Raw genomic sequence first — 23,272 nt, 5'->3', positions numbered from 1 at the left:
TGGCGGGTCTGCCGCTGGTGCGTCCGCCGGATCGGCCGGCGGTCGTCGCCGGCGCGCGGTGCCGGCCGGGAGGCCCGGGTCACCAGTGCCGGTAGCGGTCCGGTGCCAGGTCCCACGGGTCCTTGTCGATGAGCTCGGCCACGGCGCGGAACACCGCGGTCTCGACGACGATGCGCCGGTCCACGTCGTCCTTCTCCGGGCTGTGCGTCACGCGCTCCACCGGGATCCGGAACACCGTGACGCGGCGGCCGTCCCGGTCGATCCGCCACCGCGGCAGAGCGTCGGGGAGCGTCGCGTCGTGCGGCATGTCCGCGACCTGGAACACGACCCCGGCGAGCTCCTCCGGCCAGAGGCCGACCAGGTAGTGCGCGGTGTCGCCGACGACGCGGTCGAAGACCTCGGCGCGGGTCGTCACGGGTGCGAGTTCGGGACCGGTGACGCTCGAGCGGTACCCCCCGGCCGTGCCGGGAACGCCCGCGAGCACGGTCGACCCGCGGGACGGGAGGGGGCTTGCGACGCATCCGCCCATCGTACGCGGCGGCCCCCCACGGCGGCTGCCGGTAGGGTCGCAGACGGTATGGACGTACGGATCTGCAGCAAGGTCGCCTGTGGCGCGGGCGCCTCGGCGACCCTGACGTACGACTACGCCGACTCCATGGTGGTCGTCGGACCGCTGTCCACGCGCGTCGAACCGCACGGCTACGACCTCTGCGCCCGGCACGCCGCGACGCTCCGGGTGCCGCGGGGATGGCAGGTCGTCCGCCGCGACCCGCCGCCGAGGACCCCGGACCGCACCCCGTCCTGACCCGGGTCCGGAGACCGTGGGAGACTGGTCCCCATGCCGATCGAAACCCGCGCCGCCGTCCCGTTCCGCGTCGCCGACCTCACGCTCGCCGAGGCCGGACGCCACCAGATCCGCCTCGCCGAGAACGAGATGCCCGGCCTGATGGCCCTGCGCGAGGAGTTCGGCGCCTCACAGCCCCTCGCAGGCGCGCGCATCGCCGGCTCGCTGCACATGACCGTGCAGACGGCCGTCCTCATCGAGACCCTCGTCGCGCTCGGCGCCCAGGTCCGCTGGGCCAGCTGCAACATCTTCTCCACGCAGGACGAAGCGGCCGCGGCCGTCGCCGTCGGCCCGACCGGGACGCCCGATGCCCCGGCCGGCGTCCCCGTGTTCGCGTGGAAGGGCGAGACCCTCGAGGAGTACTGGTGGTGCACCACCCAGGTCTTCGACTGGAGCGCCGAGGCCGCGGCGGCCGGGGCCGACTGGACCGGGCCGAACCTCATCCTCGACGACGGCGGTGACGCGACCATGCTCGTGCACACCGGTGCCGACGCCGAGGCAGCGGGCCGGGTGCCCGAGGCCGGTGCGGACGCCAGCGCCGAGTGGAAGATCGTGTTGGCAACGGTCGCCGCCTCGCTCGAGGAGTCCCCGGACCGCTGGACCCGCATCGCGGCCGAGGTGCAGGGCGTCACGGAGGAGACCACGACGGGCGTGCACCGGCTGTACGAGCTGGCCCGGAACGGCGAGCTGAAGTTCCCGGCGATCAACGTGAACGACTCCGTGACGAAGTCGAAGTTCGACAACAAGTACGGCATCCGCCACTCGCTGCCCGACGGGCTGAACCGGGCCACCGACGTCCTCATCGGCGGCAAGGTCGCCTTCGTGGTCGGCTACGGCGACGTCGGCAAGGGCGCTGCCGAGGCCCTCCGTGGGCAGGGCGCGCGCGTCATCGTCAGCGAGGTCGACCCGATCTGCGCACTGCAGGCCGCGATGGACGGCTACCAGGTCGCCCGGTTGCAGGACGTCGCCGGCGAGGTCGACATCGTCGTCACCTGCACGGGCAACCTCGGCGTCGTCGGGGTCGAGGACATGCTGGCGCTGAAGCACCTCGCGATCGTGGCGAACGTCGGGCACTTCGACAACGAGATCGACATGACCGGGCTCGAGACCCTGCCGGGAGTGGAGAAGGTCGAGATCAAGCCGCAGGTGCACGAGTGGCGCCTGCCGAACGGCCGCTCGATCCTCGTGCTCAGTGAAGGCCGCCTCATGAACCTCGGCAACGCGACCGGGCACCCGTCCTTCGTGATGAGCAACTCGTTCACGAACCAGGTGCTCGCGCAGATCGAGCTGCACACCCGCCTCGACGCCTACCCGACCGGGGTCTACGTGCTGCCGAAGCACCTGGACGAGAAGGTGGCGCGGCTGCACCTCGACGCGCTCGGCGTGCGGCTCACCGAACTCCGTCCGGAGCAGGCGTCCTACATCGGTGTCGCCGTCGAGGGCCCGTACAAGCCCGAGCACTACCGGTACTGACGCCGGCGCCGGCTCGCGTCCGCGTGGCTCAGCGCGGGAAGCCGGGCGGGCGGGCGCCCGCCACACCGGTGGCCGTGTCGAGCGCGCGCAGCCGGGAGCTGAACGCCCGGGCGTCGCGCTGTCGTCGGAGCGCCACGACACCGGCCAGGAACTCCTCCGGCGGCACCGGCGGGACCGGGTGCGCGTACTCGGCGACCTCGGCCGCGAGGGCGCGGGCTGCGGCGTCCCGGTGCGCCGGCTGTACGGACGCGGCCCCGCGGAAGAACGCCCCGAGCCGGTTCTCGAGCCGCTGGGGCAGCGCTCGGACGTCGGCCACGCGGGCCCAGCCGGCCAGTGACGGCGGCAGGGACACCGACGGGGCAGCGGAGCGCGGGAGTCGTTCGTGCTGGACCACGGTGCCGGCGAGCAGGTCGCCGAGGCGGCGCGGTCGGGAGCCGAACAGGGCGACCACGAGCGCGAGCGACCCGACGGTGCCCCAGAGCTCGAGCAGACCGACCAGCGACCGGGTGAAGGCGTGGCGGAAGGACACCGCGCCGCCGTCGAGCCGGACCACCCGCGTCCCGAGCGCGTACCGCCCGACGCTCTTGCCCCGGGTCGCCGTCTCGACGGCCGCGGGGACGAGCACGAACACGGTCACGACGACGGCGATCTGCGACGCGGCCGCCCAGGCGTCGTCGATACCTGTCGGCCAGACGCGCGACAGGCCGATGAGCAACATCACGAGGAGCGCGCCGAGGGAGAGCGCGTCGAGGAGCGCCGCCGCGAGACGGAGCACGATGCCCGCCGGGACGACGTCGAGCGCCACCGCCTCGCCGACGACGAGTGCGTCGTTGGTGTCGTCGAGCGCGCGGACGAAGCGTCCGTCCGCCAGGTCGCGGGGCGTGCTGCGCTTCGGCATGGGATCATTCTGGCGGAAGCGTGCCACGAGCGGCAGGACGGGCTCGACACGGTGATGGTGGAGGCGACGTCCCGGCCGACGCCGTGACGGCCGTCGGCGGCGGAGGACCGAGGGGGGAGACGGATGGACCTGGACGCGTACGCGGACGTGCACCGCGAGCGGTGGACGGAGCTCGACCGGCTCGCCCGGCGCCGCCCGTCCTCCGGTGCCGACGTCGACCGCCTGGTCGCCGGGTACCAGGCCGCCGCGACCGACCTCGCGCGGATCCGGGCCGCCGCGCCCCGGTCCGCCACGGGGGACCGGCTGTCCCTGACCCTGCACCGTGCCCGGCTCCGGTTCACCGGGACACCGGCCGACCCGCTGACCGTGCTGACCAGGTTCTTCGCACTGCAGCTGCCCGCAGCGCTGTACCGCATCCGCTGGGTGACCATCTGGGTCGCGGTCGCCACCGTCCTCGTCGCGGGCATCACGGCCGTCTGGATCGCCTCCACACCCGGCGCCGTCGCCACCTTCGGCACGGACGCCGCGCTCCGGCAGTACGCGACGCAGGACTTCGTCGACTACTACTCGGACCACGGCCTCGGTGCCTTCACCGCGCAGGTGTGGACGAACAACGCGTACATCGCGGCCAGCATGGTCGCGTTCGGGATCACCGGACTGTTCGTGCCGTACGCGATCATGCAGAACGCGGTCAGCCTCGGTGTCTCGGCGTCGATCATGCACTCGCAGGGGCGGCTCGGCGACTTCTTCCTCTACATCGCGCCGCACGGGCAGCTCGAGCTGTACTCGATCTTCCTCGCGGGCGGTGCCGGCCTCATGATCGCCTGGTCGTGGATCGCCCCCGGTGCCCGGACCCGCGCGCAGGCCCTCGCCGAGGACGGGCGGGCGCTCATCACGGTCGCGATCGGGCTCGTGCTCACGCTGCTGCTGTCCGGCGTCGTCGAGGGCACCGTGACCCGGCAGGAGTGGCCGTGGCCGGTGAAGATCGGCATCGGGACGGTCGCGCTCGCCCTGGTCCTGGCGTACCAGTGGGTGCTCGGCGGTCGGGCGTACCGGGCGGGGGAGCGCGGGGACCTCGACGAGTTCGACCGCGGCGCCGCGGCGATCGTCGCGGGCTGATCCGGTCCGCGGCCGCGCCCGGCGCCCGGCCACCGGCCACCGGCGGTCAGCGGCCCGCGACTGACCGCTCCGGGGCGGTGCACAGCGTCCGCCGCGACCGACCGCTCCGCGGCTGTGCGCCGCGCCCTGCCCGTTCCGGACCCGTGCGCCGCGTCCGCCGCGCCCTGCCCGTTCCGGACCCGTGCGCCGCGTCCGCCGCGCCCTGCCCGTTCCGGACCCGTGCGCCGCGTCCGCCGCGCCCTGCCCGTTCCGGACCCGTGCGCCGCGTCCGCCGCGCCCTGCCCGTTCCGGACCCGTGCGCCGCGTCCGCCGCGCCCTGCTCGCTCCGGACCCGTGCGCCGCGTCCGTCGCGACCCGCCCGCCGGACCGGGTCAGAGCCTCCCGGACGCCTTCGCCCGGATGTACGCGTCCGCGGTGCGCGGTGGGACGTCCTCGGGCAGCCCCCCGCACCACCTCGGCACCCGCGCGTCTGGCGACGTCCGCGACGCCGTCGGCGTCGAGGAGCGTCCGTTCCGCGGCGGCGCGTCGGTACACCTGCTCCGCGTCCTTCCGCGACCAGCCGTCCCGCACCGACCGGCCGTCCAGCACTGACCAGCCGTCCCGCACCGACCAGCCGTCCAGCCGTGACGAGCCGAGCCGATGCGACGACCCGGTCCGGCGACCCGTCGGGGCTCCGTCTCCGGCCCGGTCCCTGGCAGCGCGCCCGGTCCCGTCGCGTCCGGTCCGGTCTCGTCCGGCGCGCCGACCCGCCGCGTCCGCCCCGCCCCCCGTCCGTCGTCCCACCGGTCGCGGCCATCCGCACCACGGCGGGGTCCTCGACCGACGTGACGACCACGGCGTGCCGACGGCCGAGCACGGGCAGCACCGCGAGCAGGTCGCCGGACGCGCCCACCGAGTCGAGGCTCGTCGCGAGCACCACGAGTGCCCGCTGCGTCGTCACCGCGTCGACGATCGCCGGGACGGCCGCCCAATCGGTGGCCCGGAGCCCGGGCTCGGCGGTGGCCAGGGTCTCCCCGAACCGCTGCACGACGTCCGCCCGGGTGGCGCCGTGCACGCGACCCCGGACGGTGTCGTCGAGCACCACGAGGTCGACCCGGTCCCCGGCAGCGGCGGCGAGCGCCCCGACGAGCAGCGCCGTCTCGATCGCGGTGTCCAGGCGGGGCTCGTCGTCGACCCGTCCGGCTCCGGCACGACCGGCGTCGACGACGACCACGACCCGGCGGTCGCGCTCCGGCCGCCAGGTGCGCACAACGAGGTCCTGCCGCCGGGCCGTGGCACGCCAGTCGATCGACCGGACGTCGTCCCCGCGGACGTAGTCGCGGAGGGAGTCGAACTCGGTACCGTGCCCGCGCAGCTGCAGGGTCGTCTCGCCGTCGAGTTCCCGCAGGCGGGCCAGGCGTGACGGCAGGTGTCGCCGCGACCGGAACGGCGGGGTGACCACCAGGGCGTCCGGCGCAGCGACGACCCGTTGCCGCGCGGCGAGTCCGAGTGGGCCGGCTGCCCGGAGCGCGATCCCGGCGGTGGTGCGTCGGCCGCGACGGAAGGGGGCGAACCGCATCCGGGCGGTGCGGCGCTCGCCTCCGGGCACGGTCATCGGGATCCGACGCGGTCCGTGGCCGGCCGAGGGCTCCCACATGTCCCGGACCACCGCCCGCAGCACCCGCCGACCGTCGTTGGCGAGCACCAGCGTCCCCTCGGCCGTGGTGTCGCGGCGGGCGAGGCGGGGCATCCGGCGTTCCACCCGCACCAGCCGCAGGTCGGCCGCCAGCACGAGGTCGACGGCGGCGGCGAGCACCACGAGGCCGATCCACGCGAGACCGCCCCACCCGCTGCCGAGCAACACGGTGGGGACGATCGCGACGGCGAGGAGCGCGACGAACCGACCGGTGACGGCCACTAGATCGGCACCCGGACCTGCTCGAGCACCTGCTGCAGCACGCCGTCCGCCCCGACACCCTCGAGTTCGGCGTCGGGCGCGATGCGGAGCCGGTGCCGCCAGACGGGCAGGAGCATCGCCTGCACGTGGTCGGGCGTGATGGCGTCGTAGCCGGTCAGCCAGGCCCAGGCCTTCGCAGCGGCGAGGAGCGCGGTCGACCCGCGCGGGCTCACCCCGACGCGGACGGACGGTGCCTGCCGGGTGGCACGGGCCAGGTCGACCACGTACGCGAGCACGTCGTCCCGGGCACCGACGGCCTGTACGGCGCGCTGCGCGGCACGGACCTCGTCGACGCCGACGACGGGCACGATGCCGGCGGAACGGACGTCCCGCGCCACGAACCCGTCGGCGTGCCGGCGGAGGACCTGCCACTCGACGTCGCGCGGTGGCAGGTCGAGCGTGAGCTTCATGAGGAAACGGTCGAGCTGCGCCTCCGGGAGCGTGTACGTCCCCTCGAACTCGATGGGGTTCATCGTCGCCGCGACGAAGAACGGGTCGGGCAGCGGCCGGGCGGCACCGTCGACGCTGACCTGGCGTTCCTCCATGGCCTCGAGCAGCGCGGACTGCGTCTTCGGGGGGCGTCCGGTTCACCTCGTCCGCGAGCAGCACGTTCGTGAACACCGGTCCCTCGCGGAACGGGAACGTCCCGGTCGAGGCGTCGTACACGAGCGAGCCGGTGACGTCGCCGGGCATCAGGTCCGGTGTGAACTGGATGCGCTTCGTGTCGAGCGACATCGCCGCCGCGAGGCTCCGCACGAGCAGGGTCTTCGCGACGCCGGGGACGCCCTCGAGCAGGACGTGTCCCTGCGCGAGCAGACCCACGATCATGCCGGAGACCGCGCCCTCCTGGCCGACGACGGCCTTGCCGACCTCGGTGCGGACGCGACCGAGGACCTCGCGCAGGGGGTCGCCGCCCGAGCGGGGCCCGGGTGCGGGTGTGGTGGGCAGGTCGGTCACGGTCGTCCTCCTGGTGGTGTGGGCGGGGTCGGTGTCGTGGACGGGGGTGTCGGCGGTGCGGCCCGGCCGGCGACGCCGTCCCGGGGACCGCGCCGCGCGGGCGCACCTGTGGGGGGGAGTGCGGGTCGCGTCGTCGGTGGTCCTCGGCGGAGCCGTCCGGGAGGCTCGGCGCACGTCCCCGGACACGGCCAGGCCGACCGCGTCCTCCAGGTCGTCGAGGGCGGTCGCGCCGGCGACGAGCGCACGGTCGTCGCCGGTGGGCCCGCCGACGAGCACCGCTCCGACCTGCCCGACCGGTCGGCCGGTCACGGCGGCGGTCCGGCGCACCACCTCGTCGACGTGTGCGGAGCGGGGCAGACCGAGCTGCCGCCCGATCCGGCGGAGCGCGGCGATCCGGAGCGTGTCGAGCGTGTGCGTCCGGTCGCGGACCCGCACGGCGAGGCGCGCGCGTCCCTCGGTGGTCTCGGCGGCACGGACCACGACCGGCAGGTGTTCGACCACGAGGGGGGCCGAGCCGTCGGCCGCGCCAGACCGCCGCGGCGACCGCCACGACGCCGAGCACGCCGATCGCGCTCGGGACCCACGGCGGAGCGAGGTCGCCGAGCGAGGGAGCGGCGTCGGCGCTCCCGGCCGTCGGCACGTACCAGACCAGGTCCTCCTGACTGCCGAGCAGACCGAGCGCCAGGGCCGCGTTGCCCGCACGGGTCACGGTGTCGTTCCGGAAGGCCGCCGTCGTGCCGACGACGGTGACGTGCCCGGCTGGGGTCGCCGTGCGGAGGAGGCCCCACCGACGGTCCGCTCCGGTGCCGGACGGGACGCAGCGGACCACGTCGGGGTCGTCGGTCGCGTAGGTGACCCCGGCGGTGCTGACGGACCCGGCGTCGCGGGCGGCCGGGATCGCGCACGACGCGGTCGACGCCGTGGTGTCCGTCGAGGACGCGCCGGCCGGACGCGCGTCGAGGCCGAACGCCTCCAGGACGGCGGGGTCGGTGGTGACGAGGACCACGTCGGCCGCGGTCCTCGCGATGCGGCGGGCGACGGACGGGGCGAGCACCCCGGCCGAGTCGTCCACCAGGACGGTGCCCTCGCCGCTGCCGATCCGGTCGGCGTCGGAGACGACCGTGACCTCGGTGCCCTGCTCGCCGAGGACCCGCACCAGTGCCCGCGAGCCGCTGCCCGTCGTCGACGACGGGTCGAGCGGGACGTCCGACGGCTGCTGGCCGGGACCGACGGCGGCGGTCAGGACCGCCAGGAGCAGCCCGACGACGACCACCGCGGCCCAGGCACCGATGCGCAGGGCACGGTCACGCGGGGTCGGCCCGGTCGGGGCGGCAGCCGCTCCGGCCGGTGCCGCCGGCGTCGCGGTGGTGCTCATGCGTGGACCCCCCGGGTCGGCGTCCGTCCGGTCGGCGTCCGTCTGGTCGGCGGGCCGTGCCGGGACAGAGGGACCCGCCGGGCCGGGAGCGCTGCCGGCGTCGGTGCCGGGCCCTGTGCCAGCGCGGTGTCCGCCCGGGCCGCCGGGGCCGCCCGTCGGGACCGGCCGGGCGGCGCGCACCGCCGCGGAGGCGTCGAGCACGCGGCGGGCGGTCTCCTCGTCGGCGTCGACCCCGAGGTACCGGACGGCGTCGAAGGCGTCCGACGCGTCCCGCAGCACGGTGCCGAGGGTGGGGAACGGCACCGTGGCGCGGTCTGCGATGGCGCGGGCGGTGGCCCCCCGGGACCACCGTGACCAGGTCCCGTTCGGCGAGACCCCGGGCCAGCGCGCGGTACCCCTCGAGCACCGCGGTCGACCAGTCCCCGGCCCGGAACGCCGCGCTGGCCGCAGCGGCGACGGCGCTCGCCGAGCGGAGGTCGTCGTCGTCGAACACCCCGCCCGGGTCCTCGCCGCGCAGCCGTGCTCGTCGACGCGGCAGCCCGCGGGTGACCACGACGAGCACCACGACGGCGACGAGCACGACGACCGCGATCACGAGCAGGGTCCGCCCGAACGTGGTGGAGCCGCCACCGTCCGGCAGCAGGGACCCGAGCCAGTCGAGGAAGGCCCGGGAGGCGCGGTCCCACCAGGTCTCCTGCGCCCCGCGGTACTCGGCGCGGCCGAGCTCCTGCTCGAGCAGGCGGCGGGCCTCGTCCGGGTCGACCGCGGTCACGGGCGACCGCTCGGCGGGTCCTGCTGCTCGGGCCAGCGCTGCTCGGGCCAGCCCTGCTGCCCAGGCGAGCCCTGCTGCTGCCAGCCCTGCTGCTGGGGCCAGCCCTGCTGCTCGGGCCAGCCCTGCTGCCCAGGCGAGCCCTGCTGCTGCCAGCCCTGCTGCTCGGGCCAGCCCTGCTGCTCGGGCCAGCCCTGCTGCTGGGGCCAGCCCTGCTGCTGGGGCCAGCCCTGCCGGGGCGACCACGACTGCCGGTCGCCGGGGGGCGACGGTGCGAAGGGGTCGGCCGGCTGCCCGGTCTCCAGGTGCGCGGCGATGCGCTGGTCGAGCGCCTCGGTCCGGATGCGCCGGTCGATCGTCAGGAAGGTGGTGATCGACGCGGTCAGCACGTCCGTGACGCACTGCACCGCGATCACGAGCAGGCTGCCGATGGCGAGCGTGACGACGGCGCCGACCGAGGGCGGCCCTCCGGCGGTCGAGGATCCGGTCTGACCGAGCGGGTCGAACACGCCGGAGAACAGCGTGAGCCCGACGGTCAGCGGGACGCTGGCGATGCTCGCCGCGAAGGCCAGCACCACCTGCACGAGCAGCAGGATCCCGAAGGTCCGCCAGAACGCGCCACGGGTGAGGCGCCACGACTGCCCGGCGGCCGAGAAGACCCCGCGGCCCTCGAGCGCGATGGTCGGGACGGTGAAGGCGAACCGCGTGGTGAAGAAGGCGACGAGCACGGCGAACCCGAGGACCATCACGACGATCGTCAGGACGAACCACCCGACGGCACCGTCACCGGCGGACAGGGCGGCCACGAACGCGAGCACGACCAGGACGAAGACCGTCCCGAGCACGACCCCGCCGGCGAGCTGCAGCAGGATCCACCCGAGGACCGATCGCCGACGTCCGGCGAGCAGTGCCCACAGCCCCCGGAACGTCCCGCGCCGTCCGAGGACGCGCTGCCCGGTGTCGACCGCGATCGGGGCGACGAGGAACCCGCGCGCCAGGTACGCCAGGAACGGGAGGCCGATCGACAGGACGGCGTACAACGTCACGGTGCCCGCGATGATCGTGTCGGCGTCACCCGTGCCGTCCACCGCCGCGAGCATGCGGGACTGCAGGGTGCGCTGCCCGAAGGCCGAGGTGAGCGTGGACACGAGGCCCAGCACGCCGGAGAGCAGCACGGCCCAGAGCAGCAGCACCCGCGCGTTGCGGCGGAAGACCGTGAAGGCGCCGGCGAGCACGTCGCCGAGGCCGAGCGGACGGAGCGGGATGACCGGGCGGACGGGCTGCGGACGGGGCCCTCCGACGGACGGGAGCGGTGGCGGCTGGTGCCCCGGACCTCCGGGCCCACCCACGGACGCCGGCCACGCGGGGGGAGTGCACCGGGCCTCCCGGGCCGCCGTGACCGCCCTGCGCGGGCCACCCTGGTGCGCCGGACGCGCGCTCGGGCCCGCCCGTGTGCTCCGGTGGCGTCCCCGCCCCCCGGAACGTGCCATCCGCCGTCGACCATGCGCCGTCCCCCGTCGTCCGGTCGCCGCCGGACGCGGTGACCGTGTCCATCCTGTCGGAAAACGTGCGCCGATGAGGGCTCGGCTATCGTGAGCGGAGCGTGCCCGTCCCCCGGGCACCCCCGCCCTGCCCCTCGGAGTCCCGATCCCATGACACCGCGCATCCTCGTCGTCGACGACGACCATGCCCTCGCCGAGATGATCGGCATCGTCCTCCGCTCGGAGGGCTACGAGGCCGACTTCAGCGCCGACGGCAACGACGCCGTGGACGCGTTCCACGCCACGAAGCCCGACCTCGTGCTGCTCGACGTCATGCTGCCGGGCATCGACGGCATCGAGGTGTGCCGCCGGATCCGCGCCGAGAGCGGCACGCCGATCATCATGCTCACGGCGAAGGGCGACACCGCCGACGTCGTCGCGGGACTCGAGAACGGCGCCGACGACTACGTCGTGAAGCCGTTCAACCCGAAGGAGCTCGTCGCGCGCATCCGCACCCGGCTCCGGCCGTCCGCGTCGGACGCGACCGTCCTGCACGTCGGTGACCTCGTCGTGGACGTCCCCGGACACGAGGTCCGCCGCGGAGACCGGCCCATCGCGCTCACCCCGCTCGAGTTCGACCTGCTCCGTGCCCTCGCCGAGAAGCCCAGCCAGGTGTTCACCCGCGAGATGCTCCTCGAGCAGGTCTGGGGCTACCACTACAAGGCGGACACCCGGCTCGTGAACGTGCACGTGCAGCGCCTCCGCGCGAAGATCGAGCACGACCCGGACAACCCGCGCATCGTGACCACCGTCCGCGGCGTCGGGTACCGGGCCGGCGCACAGAGCTGACGGCCGTGCCGTCGACGTCGGTCCCGGTGCCGCTCCGCCGGGTGCGCCGGCGGGCCCGGTACTGGCTCCGCCGCGTCTGGCGCGGGATCGCCTACCTGTGGCGCCGCTCGCTCATGGTCCGGTCCGTCGCGATCACCGTGGCGACCACCGGTCTGGCCGTCGCGGTCATCGGCACCGCCGTCATGGTCAGCATCTCGAACAACGTGTACGCGCAGCGTCGCGACCAGATCGAGGCCGAGTCGGCGCGCGCCACCATCGTCGCGCAGGGTATCTTCGACGCCGCCACCGCGGCCGAGGACAACAACCAGACCGAACTCGAGTCCCTGCAGAGCGAAGCGCAGAACGCGATCCTCTCGAACACGACGAGCCCGGGCGGCACGAGCATCGCGATCGAGCGGACACCCGGCGAACCGACCCCGCAGATCCTGCAGAACGTCGCGAGCACCCGGTTCCCCGACGCCGTCATCACGGACGAACTCCGGAAGCGGGTCGCCGCGGACACCGGCGAACTCAGTCTGCAGCCGGTGCGGCTCGACGGGCCGGACGGACGCGGCCCCGGTCTCGCCGTCGGGTCCACGCTGCAGATCCCGAGCGCCGGCCAGTACGAGCTGTACCTGGTCTACGACCTGTCCGACGCGCAGCAGACCCTGGACTTCGTGTCGCAGACGCTGTCCATCGGCGGTGTCGCGCTCATCGTCCTCATCGCCCTCGTCACGTCCCTCGTGGTGCGGCTCGTCGTCCTGCCGATCCGCGGTGCCGCCGAGACGAGTCGGAAGATCGCCGCGGGACGCCTCGACGAACGCATCCCGGTCCGGGGCGAGGACGACATCGCCACCCTCGCGCGGAGCTTCAACGACATGGCGGACGCGGTGAGCCGGCAGATCACCCAGCTCGCCGAACTCTCCCGCGTGCAGCAGCGCTTCGTGTCCGACGTCTCCCACGAGCTGCGCACCCCGCTCACCACCATCCGCCTCGCCGGGGACCTGCTCTACGACGCCCGGCACGCCTTCGAACCCGCCGCCGCCCGCTCCGCGGAGCTGCTGCACGCCCAGGTCGACCGGTTCGAGCTGTTGCTCGCCGACCTCCTCGAGATCTCGCGGTACGACGCCCAGGCCGTCGAACTCGAGACCGAGCCGGTCGTCCCGGCCGCGCTCACGGCCGACATCGTCGACGAGTTCCGTCCGCTCGCCGAACGGGTCGGCATCGAACTCCGCTTCGCCAGCCCCGGCGGGCACACGCCGATGCAGCTCGACGGCCGCCGGATCCGTCGGGTGCTCCGCAACCTCGTCGGCAACGCGGTCGAGCACGGTGACGGCCGCCCGGTCGACGTCGTCGTCGACAGCGACTCGCGCTCCGTCGCGATCGCGGTCCGGGACCGCGGCGTCGGGATGCCGCCCGAGGACACCGCCCGGGTGTTCGACCGGTTCTGGCGGGCCGACCCCAGCCGCAAACGCACCATCGGCGGCACGGGGCTGGGGCTCGCCATCAGCCTGGGCGACGCGCAGCTGCACGGCGGCCGCATCGACGTCTGGTCCCGACCGGGGGAGGGATCGGCGTTCGTGCTCGTCCTGCCGCGCCGTACCGACGAGGCTCCGGCGACCTCGGCCATCCCGCTGCCCGCACTCGACGAGTCGTACGACGGACCCACCGCACCGGAGGACCGACCATGACCAGGACCGCTCGACCCGGAGCCCGGCGACTCCGACGCCTGCTCGCGACGGCGCTCGCGGCCGTGACGCTCCTCGCCGTCTCGGCGTGCGCCGCGATCCCCGAGGAGGGGCCGGTCCGCGCGGGGCGGTCCATCACGGACGAGTCGCAGTCCGGCGGCGTGGACTACCGCCCCTCCGGCCCCGAGGCCGGATCCGACCAGACCGAGCTGCTCACCCAGTTCATCGACGCCGCGACCGGCGCCCAGAACGACTACGCCGTCGCCCGGGAGTTCCTCAGCGCCGGCTTCTCGCAGAAGTGGAACCCGCGCCAGGGCGTGACGATCCGGCAGGGTGACGGGCAGGTCGAGCGGGTCGGGACGCGTGAGCTCACCTACACGCTCAGCGCGAGCGCCTCGGTCGACGCGGACGGCGAGTACACCCAGGCGGTCCGCCCGACCTCGTCGACGTTGACGTTCCAGTTCACGCGGGAGGACGGTGAGTGGCGGATCGCCTACGCCCCCCGACGGCATCATCCTGTCCCCGATCAACTTCGTCTCGGTGTTCCAGCCGCACGCGCTCTACTTCTACGACCCGACGTACCGGTACCTCGTGCCGGACGAGCGGTGGTTCCTCGCCCGGTCCTCGACGAGCACGCGGATCGTCAGCGCGCTCCTCGCCGGCCCCGCCGAGTGGCTCGAGGGCACCGTGGTCTCGTCCTTCCCCGAGGGCACTCAGCTCTCGCTCAACGCGGTGACGATCGAGAGCGGCAGCGCCCAGGTCGACCTGTCGAGCGAGGCGCTGCGCGCGACCACCGTCGACAAGGTCCGGATGCGGGAGCAGCTCACCGACTCGCTGTCCTCCATCGCGACCGTCTCCTCCGTCGACCTCACCGTCGAGAGCGTGCCCGTGCCCCTACCGGACTCGAGCGGCACGAGTGCCCAGCGGAACCCCGACGTCGACGCGAGGCCCCTGGTCGTGCAGGACGGCGCCGCCGGCTTCGCGACGCCGAGCACGGGGGACGTCACCGGCCTCGGCGGCGGGATGAGCGGCCGGATCGCCGCGCTCGACCCGCGGTCGCTCGCGCTGTCCGCCTCGGGCACGCTCGCCGCGGTCGGCAACCGCGACGGCGTGTTCGTCGTGCGCAGCGGCAAGGACCCGCTCCGGGTCGACACCCGGGACGACCTCGTGCCCCCGTCGATCGACGACCAGGGGTTCGTGTGGGTGGCGGAGCGCTCCGACGCCCGGTCGATCACGGCGTACGGCACCGGCGGCGACCCGCACCAGGTCACCTCGACCCTGCCGGAGGGGGAGCTCGTGTCCTTCCAGGTCTCCCGTGACTCCACCCGTGCGCTCGCGCTCCTCGACACCGACGACGGTGCTGCCCTGTACGTGGTCGCGATCACGCGGGGTTCGGACCGCGCCCCGACGTCCCTCGGTCCGCCGGTGCGCGTCCAGGCCGCGGCTGGCGACCCGGTGAGCGCGACCTGGGTGGACGAACTCGACGTCGCGTCCGTCGGTCGGACGAGCACGGGGGCGAGCGTCGTCCGGACGACCGTCGGCGGCCAGCCGGAGACGCTCGCGAAGCCCGGCGGCACGGCGACGACCATCGCCGGGGGGGAGCGGTGGTGCGCTGCTGCTCCGGATGACCGACGGGTCGGTGCTGCAGTCGACCGGCGGAGGGTGGGACACCACCGGCGTCGACGCCGAGGTCCTCGGCATCCAGCGCTGAGCGCCTCCCCCGTCACGGCGGGGCCGGCCGGGAGGCCCGTCCACAGTCCGCCGTGCGGCGCACCCCGACGGCACTCCGCCGGGCGAGCATCGGGTCATGTCGTCCCCACAGCTGCCGTCCGTGGTACCGCACGCTCCTGGACCTGGACCTGGACCTGGACCTGGACTTGGACCTGGACCTGGGCCCGTGCCCGGGCCCGCGCCTGCTCCTGACGTCGGCCGTGCCTCCGCCCCGGATCCGGCCGAGCCCGGTCCGGTCGCCGGTCGTGTCCCCGGTCGTGTCCCCGGCGCGGACCAGCCATGGCGTGACGCCGTCAGCACGGTGCTCGCCGTGCTCCTGCCCGTCGACTGCGTCGGGTGCGGTGCGCCCGACCGGGCGCTGTGCCACACCTGCCGGGGGGACGCTCGCGGCCCTCCCCGGACGGACCCGGCTCGTCGCGGGGGGTCCGACTCGACGCGGCGTACGAGTACGAGGGACTCGTACGGACGCTCGTGCTCGAGTGGAAGCTGCGCGGCCGGGTGGACGTCGTCGCACCCCTGACGGACCGGACGGCCGACCTGGTGCGGTCGGCGCTCGCCGCGGCGCCGGACGCGGTCGTCCTGCGGGTGCCCCCGTCGGCGCGCGGGCACCGCCGTCGTGGGTTCGACCCGGTGGTGACGGTGCTCCGCCGCGCGGGCGTGCGGCGAGCCCCCCGCCCTCCGACGGGTCGCCGTCCCGGCGGCGCTGCCCGGCGTGGCCCGGGCGGCGTCCGGGCGCGGGGGGTGCAGACCCGCACGGGGGGCGGTGCCGGGCAGAAGGAGCGCACCGGCATCGAGCGCGTCGCCGCCACGGTCGGCACCCTCTGCGCCCCCGCGCTCGTCGCCGGGCGGGACGTCGTCGTCGTGGACGACGTCGTGACGACCGGGGTGACCATGGCCGAGGCGGTCCGAGCAGTGCGGGCCGCGGGCGGACGTGTGGTCCGGTGCGTCGCGGTTGCGAGCGTCGAGGTGTGAAGGCCGAGTGTCCCCTGGGCATCCGGTGGGTGTCCCCGCCCGACCGCCCGACGCGAGCACCCGCTCGGGTGGCAGGGTCTAGCCTCGCGGCAAGGCGTTGGTGTTCGCCGGACGGAGGCGAACCGCCGAAAGTGGATGGGAGCCGCCATGGACGTGACGATCACGGGCCGGAACGTCGGAGTGACCGACCGATTCCGGACCTACGTGGAGCAGAAGTCCGAGAAGATCGACGCCCTCGCCGACCGGGCCCTCGCGTTCGAGGTGCGGTTGAGTCGGCACCACGAGAAGAGCAGCGGGGCGCAGGGCGAGGACCGCGTCGAGTTGACCATCATCGGGCCCGGACCGCTCGTCCGGGCCGAGTCGGCCGCGTCGGACAAGTACGCGGCCTTCGACCTGGCCTTCGCGCGCATCGCCGAGCGCCTGCGCCGGGCTCGTGACCGCAAGAAGGTGCACCGCGGGCGCCACCGCCCGACGTCCGTCGCCGAGGCCGCCGGTGCCGGCTTCGAGGGCATGGGTGTCGAGCCCGCCGACGGCAAGCTCATCGAGGAGGTCGCCACGGGCGCCGTTCCCGTGGTCGACGTCGACCAGGCAGCGGACCACGAGGACGACGACCAGGCGTACTCGCCCGTCGTCATCCGTCAGAAGGTGTTCGAGGCCGCCCCGATGACGGTCGACGACGCGCTGTACCACATGGAGCTCGTCGGACACGACTTCTACCTGTTCGTCGACTCCGAGACCCACCGGCCGAGCGTGGTCTACCGCCGCAAGGGCTGGGACTACGGCGTCATCGGCATCGACGAGAACCCGGGCGCCGACGCCCGGGGGAGCGAGCACGTCCTGGTCGAGGAGACGACCTCCGCGAACGCGTAGCAGCGCTCGGGAGTGCGCACGGTCCGTTCGGACCGTGCGCACTCGTGCTGTCCGGCGTGCACTCGTCCTGCTCCCAGCGCCGGGCTGCGGCGGGTTGCTAGCATGACTGGCTGATCGGGCGCGCGGACCGCGCACGACGACTTCGTAAGGAGCTCACGTGGCAAACGTGCTGGAGAAGGTCCTCCGCATCGGTGAAGGGCGGACCCTCCGTCGGCTGAAGGCGTACGCCTCGGCGATCAACGACCTCGAGGACGACTTCGCGAGTCTGACGGACGAGGAACTCCTCGAGGAGACGACCGAGCTCCGCGAGCGGTACGCCAACGGCGAGACCCTCGACGACCTCCTGCCCGAGGCGTTCGCCGCCGTGCGCGAGGCCTCCAAGCGGACCCTGGGCATGCGGCACTTCGACGTGCAGCTGATGGGCGGCGCGGCGCTCCACCTCGGCAACATCGCCGAGATGAAGACCGGTGAGGGCAAGACCCTCGTCGCGACGACCGCGGCGTACCTGAACGCCATCCCGTCGCGCGGCGTGCACGTCATCACGGTCAACGACTTCCTCGCGTCGTACCAGTCGGAGCTCATGGGCCGCGTCTTCCGCGCCCTCGGCATGACCACGGGCTGCATCGTCGCGGGCCAGTCGCCGGCCGAGCGCCGCGAGCAGTACGCCGCCGACATCACCTACGGCACGAACAACGAGTTCGGCTTCGACTACCTGCGCGACAACATGGCGTGGCAGGCGTCGGACATGGTCCAGCGCGGCCACTTCTTCGCCATCGTGGACGAGGTCGACTCGATCCTCATCGACGAGGCCCGGACGCCGCTCATCATCTCCGGCCCGTCGTCGGGCGAGGCGAACCGCTGGTTCACCGAGTTCGCCTCCATCGCCACGCGGCTCACCCCGGGCGAGGACTACGAGGTCGACGAGAAGAAGCGCACCGTCGGCGTGCTCGAGCCCGGCATCGAGAAGGTCGAGGACTACCTCGGCATCGACAACCTGTACGAGTCGGCGAACACCCCGCTGATCTCCTTCCTGAACAACTCCATCAAGGCCGTCGCCCTGTTCAAGCGCGACAAGGACTACGTCGTGATGAACGGCGAAGTCCTCATCGTCGACGAGCACACCGGCCGCATCCTGATGGGCCGCCGCTACAACGAGGGCATCCACCAGGCGATCGAGGCCAAGGAGGGCGTCGAGGTCAAGGCCGAGAACCAGACGCTCGCCACGATCACGCTGCAGAACTACTTCCGCCTGTACCAGAAGCTCTCCGGCATGACCGGTACCGCCGAGACCGAGGCGGCGGAGTTCATGTCCACGTACAAGCTCGGCGTGGTCCCGATCCCGACGAACCGACCGATGCAGCGCATCGACCAGACCGACCTCGTCTACAAGAACGAGCAGGCCAAGTTCGAGCAGGTCGCGAACGACATCGAGGAGCGTCACCAGAAGGGCCAGCCGGTCCTGGTCGGTACCACGAGCGTCGAGAAGTCCGAGTACCTGTCGAAGCTCCTCGCCAAGAAGGGCGTGAAGCACGAGGTCCTCAACGCGAAGAACCACGCGCGTGAAGCCGCGATCGTCGCCCAGGCCGGTCGCGCCGGCGCCGTCACGGTCGCGACGAACATGGCCGGTCGTGGAACCGACATCATGCTCGGTGGCAACGCCGAGTTCCTCGCGGTGCAGGAGATGCACGCGAAGGGCCTGTCGCCGACGGAGACGCCGGAGGAGTACGAAGCCGAGTGGGACAAGGTCTTCTCGGCGATGAAGGCCACCGTCGAGGAGGAGAGCGAGAAGGTCCGGGAAGCCGGCGGTCTCTACGTCCTCGGGACCGAGCGGCACGAGTCCCGCCGCATCGACAACCAGCTGCGTGGTCGTTCCGGTCGTCAGGGCGACCCCGGCGAGAGCCGCTTCTACCTGTCGCTGACCGACGACCTCATGCGGCTGTTCAACTCCGGTGCCGCCGAGAGCCTCATGGGCCGCGGCAACGTGCCGGACGACCTGGCGATCGAGAACAAGCTCGTCGGGCGGGCGATCCGCTCCGCACAGGCGCAGGTCGAGGGCCGCAACGCCGAGATCCGCAAGAACGTCCTGAAGTACGACGACGTCCTGAACCGCCAGCGCGAGGCCATCTACAGCGACCGCCGCCACATCCTCGAGGGCGACGACCTGCACGAGCGCGCGCAGTCGTTCCTGAAGAGCGTCGTGGACGACGTCATCGACACCCACACCGGCGAGGGTTCCCCGGACGACTGGGACCTCGACGCCATGTGGACCGAGCTCGGCACGCTGTTCCCGATCTCGATCACCATCGACGAGGTCATCACCGAGGCCGGTTCGAAGGGCAAGGCAACGCGGGACTTCCTCGCGCGGGAGATCCTGTCCGACGCCCAGCTCGCCTACCAGAAGCGCGAGGAGACCCTCGGCGAAGAGGCGATGCGTGAGCTCGAGCGTCGCGTCGTCCTCTCGGTGATCGACCGCCGCTGGCGGGACCACCTGTACGAGATGGACTACCTCAAGGACGGCATCGGCCTCCGCGCGATGGCGCAGCGTGACCCGCTCGTCGAGTACCAGCGCGAGGGCTACGCGCTGTTCCAGACGATGATGGGCCAGATCCGCGAGGAGTCGGTCGGGTTCCTCTTCAACCTCGAGGTGCAGGTCCAGTCGGACGGCGACAGCGCCGTCATCGAGGCGAAGGGGCTCGGCGAGGAGGGTGAGAACGCCGGACTCGAGTACTCGGCGCCGTCCATCGACGGCGAGGTCGAGGTCCGCGACGAGGCCGGGCGCCTCGAGCAGGCAGCCACGGCGCGCGCGCAGCGTGAGCAGGCCGAGCAGGAAGCGGCGGCCCCCCGAGCGGGGTTCGGCCTTCGGCTCCGCCGCGACCGCCACCGGGCAGGCTGACGCGAACAACCGCGCCGAGCGCCGGGCGGCCGCCAAGAAGGGCTGACGCTCCGCACGACACGACGGGAGGCCCGGTACCAGCTGGTACCGGGCCTCCCGTCCGTCATCCCGGTGCCGGTGCCGGTGCCGGTGACGGTGCCGGTGCCGGTGCCAGCGCCAGCGCCCGCACCGGCACCGGCAGGGCGGCCGACACCCGGACCGGCGCCGGGCGTGGGACCGGCACCGGGACCGGGGAGCGGGGAGCGGGAGCGGGATCGGCGTCGCGGACCTGCACCGGCGTCGGGGACCTGCAGCGGCGTCGGGGACCTGCAGCGGCGTCGGGCCCGGCAGGAAGATCGACGTCGACCCTGCTCGACGGGCCCGGCTCCGCGCACTCAGAGCACCCCGATCGCGGTCGCCCGCCAGCGACCGTTGCGGACCTCGAGCCGGATGGCGACCGCCCGGGCGCGACTTCGGGTGTGGACGACCACGGCCGCCTCGGCGACGCCGTCCCGGGGCCCGTCGAGCACGACGCCGCCGACCCGGATGACCGCACGCTGCCGTGCGTGGCGGGACACCGACCGGGCACGCGCCGCGACCGCCGCACGGTGCTGCAGGTGTCGGTGCACCTCGTCGGTGATCCACCGCGAGATGGTGTCGACCTCACGGGCGCCGGTGAGGATCTCGGCGACGCACAGGGCGAGGGACCGCGCGGTCTCGCCGGCGTCCGGGAGGTCCGTGCCCGCGCCGCCGCCACCCGCACCGACAGCCGACTGCGTCTCGTCCGGGCCCGGCGCAGCCCCGGTCCTGGACGGATCCAGGACCGCCGCGGGTCCGGACGGATCCAGGGCCGCTCCGGTCCCGGACGCACCGAGGACCGCTCCGGTCACGGACGGACTCAGGACCGCCCCGGTCCCGGCCGTGCCGACGGCCGCGCCGGTCCCGTCCGTGCCGACGGCCGCGCCGGTCCCGTCCGTGCCGACGTCCACCCCGGGGTCGACCGTCCGGACGACGCTCGAGGAGGAGGAGGGCACGACGTGGGTGCCGCCCGTCCCCTCGTCCTCGGCGCGATGGCGGTCCCTCCGGTCCTCCTCGGTCTGGTCGTGCCTCCCGACCGGCTCCTCGTCGATCCGTTGCGCCGTGTCCGTCACCCCGGCCCCCTTTCTCCAGGGCCGAGCGTTTGGGCCGTGCAACATCACATTTCGCCGAGTGGTGATGCCTGTGGAGAGTGCGCCGTCTCCACACAGCGGCGGACCTAGACTTGGCTGGTGTCGACCCTCAGTGACCTCGTCCTCGCACAAGGCCGTTCCTCCGAAGCCGACGTGGAATGGCTGCACCTGCTCGTCGGCGACTGGCAGCTGCTGGCCGACCTGTCCTTCGCCGACATGGTCCTCTGGGTACCGACCGCCGACGGGTCGTCCTTCGTGGCCGTCGCCCACGCCCGGCCGTCCTCGGCGGCGACGCTGTTCTACCGCGACATCGTCGGGCAGGAGATCCGCGAGGAGTGGCGCGACCAGGTCACCCAGAGCTTCACCGGGAGCCGCGTCGTCGACTCGGCCGAGCCCGACTGGTACGAGGACACCCCGACCCGCGTCCGGGCCATCCCGGTGCTCCGACGCCTGACCGCGAAGAGCGCCGAGACCACCGAGCGGCCGATCGCCGTCGTGACCCGCCACTCCAACCAGGACGAGTCGCGCACGCCGAGCCGTCAGGAGCTCAACTTCACCGCGAGCGCGAACGACCTGTTCGGCATGATCGCCACCGGCGACTTCCCGGACCTCGGCGCACCCGCTGGCCCCCGCCGTGGTGCGCCCCGTGCCAGTGACGGTCTCCTCCGCCTCGACACCGACGGCGTGGTCACGTTCGCGAGCCCGAACGGTCTCAGCGCGTTCAACCGGATGGGCTTCGAGGGCGAACTCGAGCGCAAGTCCCTGGCCGAGGTCACGACGGAGCTGCTCGGTGCGCAGCTCGACGTCGACGAGTCCCTGCCGCTCGTGGTCACCGGCCGCGCTCCGTGGCGGGCCGACATCGAGGCGAAGGGCGTCACCGTGACCCTCCGGTCGATCCCGCTCCGCGACCAGGGTGCCCGCATCGGCGCCGTCGTCCTCTGCCGCGACGTCACCGAGATGCGGCACCAGGAGCGCGAGCTCATCACCAAGGACGCGACGATCCGTGAGATCCACCACCGCGTCAAGAACAACCTGCAGACGGTGGCGTCCCTCCTGCGGATCCAGGCCCGGCGCACGCACTCGGACGAGGCGCGGACCTCCCTGCAGAACGCGATGCGGCGCGTGGCCGCCATCGCCGTCGTGCACGACACCCTGTCGACGGGGCTCAGCCAGACCGTCGACTTCGACGAGGTGTTCGACTCGGTCCTCAAGCTCGTGACCGAGGTCGCGGCGTCGCACAACACGACCGTGCACCCGAAGAAGACGGGGGAGTTCGGTGTGCTGCCGTCCGAGGCCGCGACCCCGCTCGCGCTCGGTCTCACCGAACTCGTCACCAACGCCGTGGAGCACGGGCTCGACGGGCGCGACGGCGAGGTCGAGATCGTGGCGAACCGGCACGACGACCACATCGAGATCCAGGTCCGCGACAACGGCGTCGGCCTGCCGGAGGGCAAGGTCGGGTCGGGGCTCGGGACGCAGATCGTCCGCACCCTCATCCAGGGCGAACTCGGCGGCACGATCGACTGGCACACCCTCACGGGCAGCGGCACCGAGGTGACCATCTCGATCCCGTTCCGCTGGCTCACGGCCGCACCGGCAGCGACCGCCTGACCGCTCGCGGTCGTCCGCGACGGCCTGGAGGCCCGCACCCGGTCCGGCGGAGGAGGTGCGGGCCTCCAGGCGTTCCGCGGTGTCCCTGCGGCACAGTGCCACGGGCCGGACGCAGGAGAGCCCGCCACCCGGAGGGATGGCGGGCTCTCCCGTCAGGTGTGCGCGGTCAGGAGGCGCGGCGGGCGCGGGCTGCGCGGCGCTTGAGCGCGCGACGCTCGTCCTCGCTGAGGCCGCCCCAGACACCGGAGTCCTGGTTGTTCTCGAGGGCGTACTGCAGGCACATCTCGGTCACGGTGCACCGAGCGCAGACCGACTTGGCCTTCTCGATCTGGTCGACGGCCGGGCCGGTGTTCCCGACGGGGAAGAAGAGCTCGGGGTCTGCGGTGAGGCAGGCAGCCTGGTCACGCCAGTCCATGTGTGGTGCTCCTTGCGGTAGATGCTCGAACGGCAGGCCGCGGCCGTGGCTCGGGGGGATCGGGACTCTGCACATGCTCATGTGACGTACGGGAGGCTTCCTGTGGGGGGAGGAGCCCGCGCGGGGGAGAGTTCGACGCCCGCGGAACGCTCGGGGGGAGGAGCGTCGAACCACGGGAGACGTACACCACATCGTGCCGTCCAAACGACCTCGGACATCGTTCCATACTGGTATGGCCAAATCAAGGGTTTCACTGCTGGAGGA

17 protein-coding genes and 3 pseudogenes are annotated in these 23,272 nt (G+C 73.5%); 11 read left to right on the top strand and 9 right to left on the bottom strand.

Features of this window, described 5'->3' with window-relative positions; genetic code table 11:
* Positions 1-79 precede the first annotated feature (79 nt).
* A complete protein-coding gene (locus DEJ15_RS13015; protein WP_284175090.1) occupies positions 80-415 on the bottom strand; it encodes a metallopeptidase family protein in 336 nt (111 codons plus the stop codon).
* 162 nt (positions 416-577) lie between these two features.
* On the opposite strand from DEJ15_RS13015, the gene DEJ15_RS13010 reads away from it, so the two are divergent.
* Positions 578-805 (top strand): DUF3499 family protein, encoded by a 228-nt coding sequence (locus tag DEJ15_RS13010; protein WP_110824495.1) that lies wholly within the window; start codon positions 578-580, stop codon positions 803-805.
* A gap of 33 nt (positions 806-838) precedes the next feature.
* On the top strand, positions 839-2,317 hold the full coding sequence (gene ahcY, locus DEJ15_RS13005; RefSeq protein ID WP_110824494.1) for an adenosylhomocysteinase: 1,479 nt from the start codon (positions 839-841) through the stop codon (positions 2,315-2,317).
* A 28-nt stretch (positions 2,318-2,345) separates the two neighbouring features.
* Here the strand turns inward: ahcY and DEJ15_RS13000 are convergent, their stop codons facing one another.
* Positions 2,346-3,215 (bottom strand): RDD family protein, encoded by an 870-nt coding sequence (locus DEJ15_RS13000; RefSeq protein ID WP_110824493.1) that lies wholly within the window; start codon positions 3,213-3,215, stop codon positions 2,346-2,348.
* Between the two features lie 123 nt (positions 3,216-3,338).
* On the opposite strand from DEJ15_RS13000, the gene DEJ15_RS12995 reads away from it, so the two are divergent.
* Entirely contained in the window at positions 3,339-4,334 is a 996-nt protein-coding gene (locus tag DEJ15_RS12995; RefSeq protein ID WP_110824492.1) for a stage II sporulation protein M, read from the top strand.
* A 46-nt stretch (positions 4,335-4,380) separates the two neighbouring features.
* Here DEJ15_RS12995 and DEJ15_RS12990 read toward each other — a convergent pair whose 3' ends face one another.
* The 5 genes and pseudogenes from DEJ15_RS12990 to DEJ15_RS12975 all read right to left on the bottom strand — a co-directional run bounded on the left by DEJ15_RS12990 (position 4,381) and on the right by DEJ15_RS12975 (position 10,606).
* Positions 4,381-6,231, bottom strand: a complete 1,851-nt coding sequence (locus DEJ15_RS12990; protein WP_284175089.1) for a DUF58 domain-containing protein — start codon at positions 6,229-6,231, stop codon at positions 4,381-4,383.
* A pseudogene (locus DEJ15_RS12985) lies at positions 6,231-7,227 on the bottom strand (AAA family ATPase). Before DEJ15_RS12985 ends, DEJ15_RS12990 begins: the two are co-directional and overlap by 1 nt.
* A gap of 679 nt (positions 7,228-7,906) precedes the next feature.
* Positions 7,907-8,602, bottom strand: a pseudogene (locus DEJ15_RS18650) (DUF4350 domain-containing protein); the annotation flags it as partial.
* Positions 8,532-9,374: a hypothetical protein gene (locus tag DEJ15_RS12980; RefSeq protein WP_284175088.1), complete on the bottom strand. Its 843-nt coding sequence runs from the start codon at positions 9,372-9,374 to the stop codon at positions 8,532-8,534. The pseudogene DEJ15_RS18650 and the gene DEJ15_RS12980, both read right to left, overlap by 71 nt.
* Complete coding sequence (locus tag DEJ15_RS12975) at positions 9,371-10,606, bottom strand: glycerophosphoryl diester phosphodiesterase membrane domain-containing protein (protein ID WP_181419570.1); 1,236 nt, start codon at positions 10,604-10,606, stop codon at positions 9,371-9,373. Before DEJ15_RS12975 ends, DEJ15_RS12980 begins: the two co-directional genes overlap by 4 nt.
* A 417-nt stretch (positions 10,607-11,023) precedes the next feature.
* Here DEJ15_RS12975 and mtrA point away from each other — a divergent pair, with 417 nt between their 5' ends.
* The 7 genes and pseudogenes from mtrA (at position 11,024) to secA (ending at position 19,834) form a co-directional block, all read left to right on the top strand.
* Positions 11,024-11,701: an MtrAB system response regulator MtrA gene (gene mtrA, locus DEJ15_RS12970; RefSeq protein WP_110824488.1), complete on the top strand. Its 678-nt coding sequence runs from the start codon at positions 11,024-11,026 to the stop codon at positions 11,699-11,701.
* A gap of 5 nt (positions 11,702-11,706) precedes the next feature.
* Positions 11,707-13,371 (top strand): MtrAB system histidine kinase MtrB, encoded by a 1,665-nt coding sequence (mtrB, locus tag DEJ15_RS12965; RefSeq protein WP_258365944.1) that lies wholly within the window; start codon positions 11,707-11,709, stop codon positions 13,369-13,371.
* A pseudogene (locus tag DEJ15_RS19635) lies at positions 13,368-13,814 on the top strand (LpqB family beta-propeller domain-containing protein); the annotation flags it as partial. The gene mtrB and the pseudogene DEJ15_RS19635, both read left to right, overlap by 4 nt.
* Before the next feature lie 31 nt (positions 13,815-13,845).
* Positions 13,846-15,291, top strand: coding sequence for an LpqB family beta-propeller domain-containing protein (locus DEJ15_RS12960; RefSeq protein WP_284175087.1), 1,446 nt, complete (start codon positions 13,846-13,848; stop codon positions 15,289-15,291).
* Between the two features lie 279 nt (positions 15,292-15,570).
* Positions 15,571-16,071, top strand: coding sequence for a phosphoribosyltransferase family protein (locus tag DEJ15_RS12955; protein ID WP_284175086.1), 501 nt, complete (start codon positions 15,571-15,573; stop codon positions 16,069-16,071).
* A gap of 147 nt (positions 16,072-16,218) precedes the next feature.
* Entirely contained in the window at positions 16,219-16,941 is a 723-nt protein-coding gene (gene hpf, locus DEJ15_RS12950) for a ribosome hibernation-promoting factor, HPF/YfiA family (RefSeq protein WP_258365945.1), read from the top strand.
* 157 nt (positions 16,942-17,098) lie between these two features.
* The gene (gene secA / locus DEJ15_RS12945) at positions 17,099-19,834 is read left to right on the top strand and encodes a preprotein translocase subunit SecA (RefSeq protein WP_284175085.1); all 2,736 of its coding nucleotides are present in this window, start codon (positions 17,099-17,101) and stop codon (positions 19,832-19,834) included.
* Positions 19,835-20,208: 374 nt separating this feature from the next.
* Here secA and DEJ15_RS12940 read toward each other — a convergent pair whose 3' ends face one another.
* A complete protein-coding gene (locus DEJ15_RS12940; protein ID WP_110824483.1) occupies positions 20,209-20,964 on the bottom strand; it encodes an Rv3235 family protein in 756 nt (251 codons plus the stop codon).
* A gap of 117 nt (positions 20,965-21,081) precedes the next feature.
* Between DEJ15_RS12940 and DEJ15_RS12935 the strand changes: the two genes are divergently transcribed.
* Positions 21,082-22,593, top strand: coding sequence for a sensor histidine kinase (locus DEJ15_RS12935; protein ID WP_110824482.1), 1,512 nt, complete (start codon positions 21,082-21,084; stop codon positions 22,591-22,593).
* A 166-nt stretch (positions 22,594-22,759) separates the two neighbouring features.
* Here the strand turns inward: DEJ15_RS12935 and DEJ15_RS12930 are convergent, their stop codons facing one another.
* Positions 22,760-23,008, bottom strand: coding sequence for a WhiB family transcriptional regulator (locus tag DEJ15_RS12930; RefSeq protein WP_022904217.1), 249 nt, complete (start codon positions 23,006-23,008; stop codon positions 22,760-22,762).
* Positions 23,009-23,272: the final 264 nt, after the last annotated feature.

The organism is Curtobacterium sp. MCJR17_043 (assembly GCF_003224315.2).
Lineage (GTDB): Bacteria > Actinomycetota > Actinomycetes > Actinomycetales > Microbacteriaceae > Curtobacterium.
This window is presented reverse-complemented; position numbering and strand designations above follow the sequence as displayed.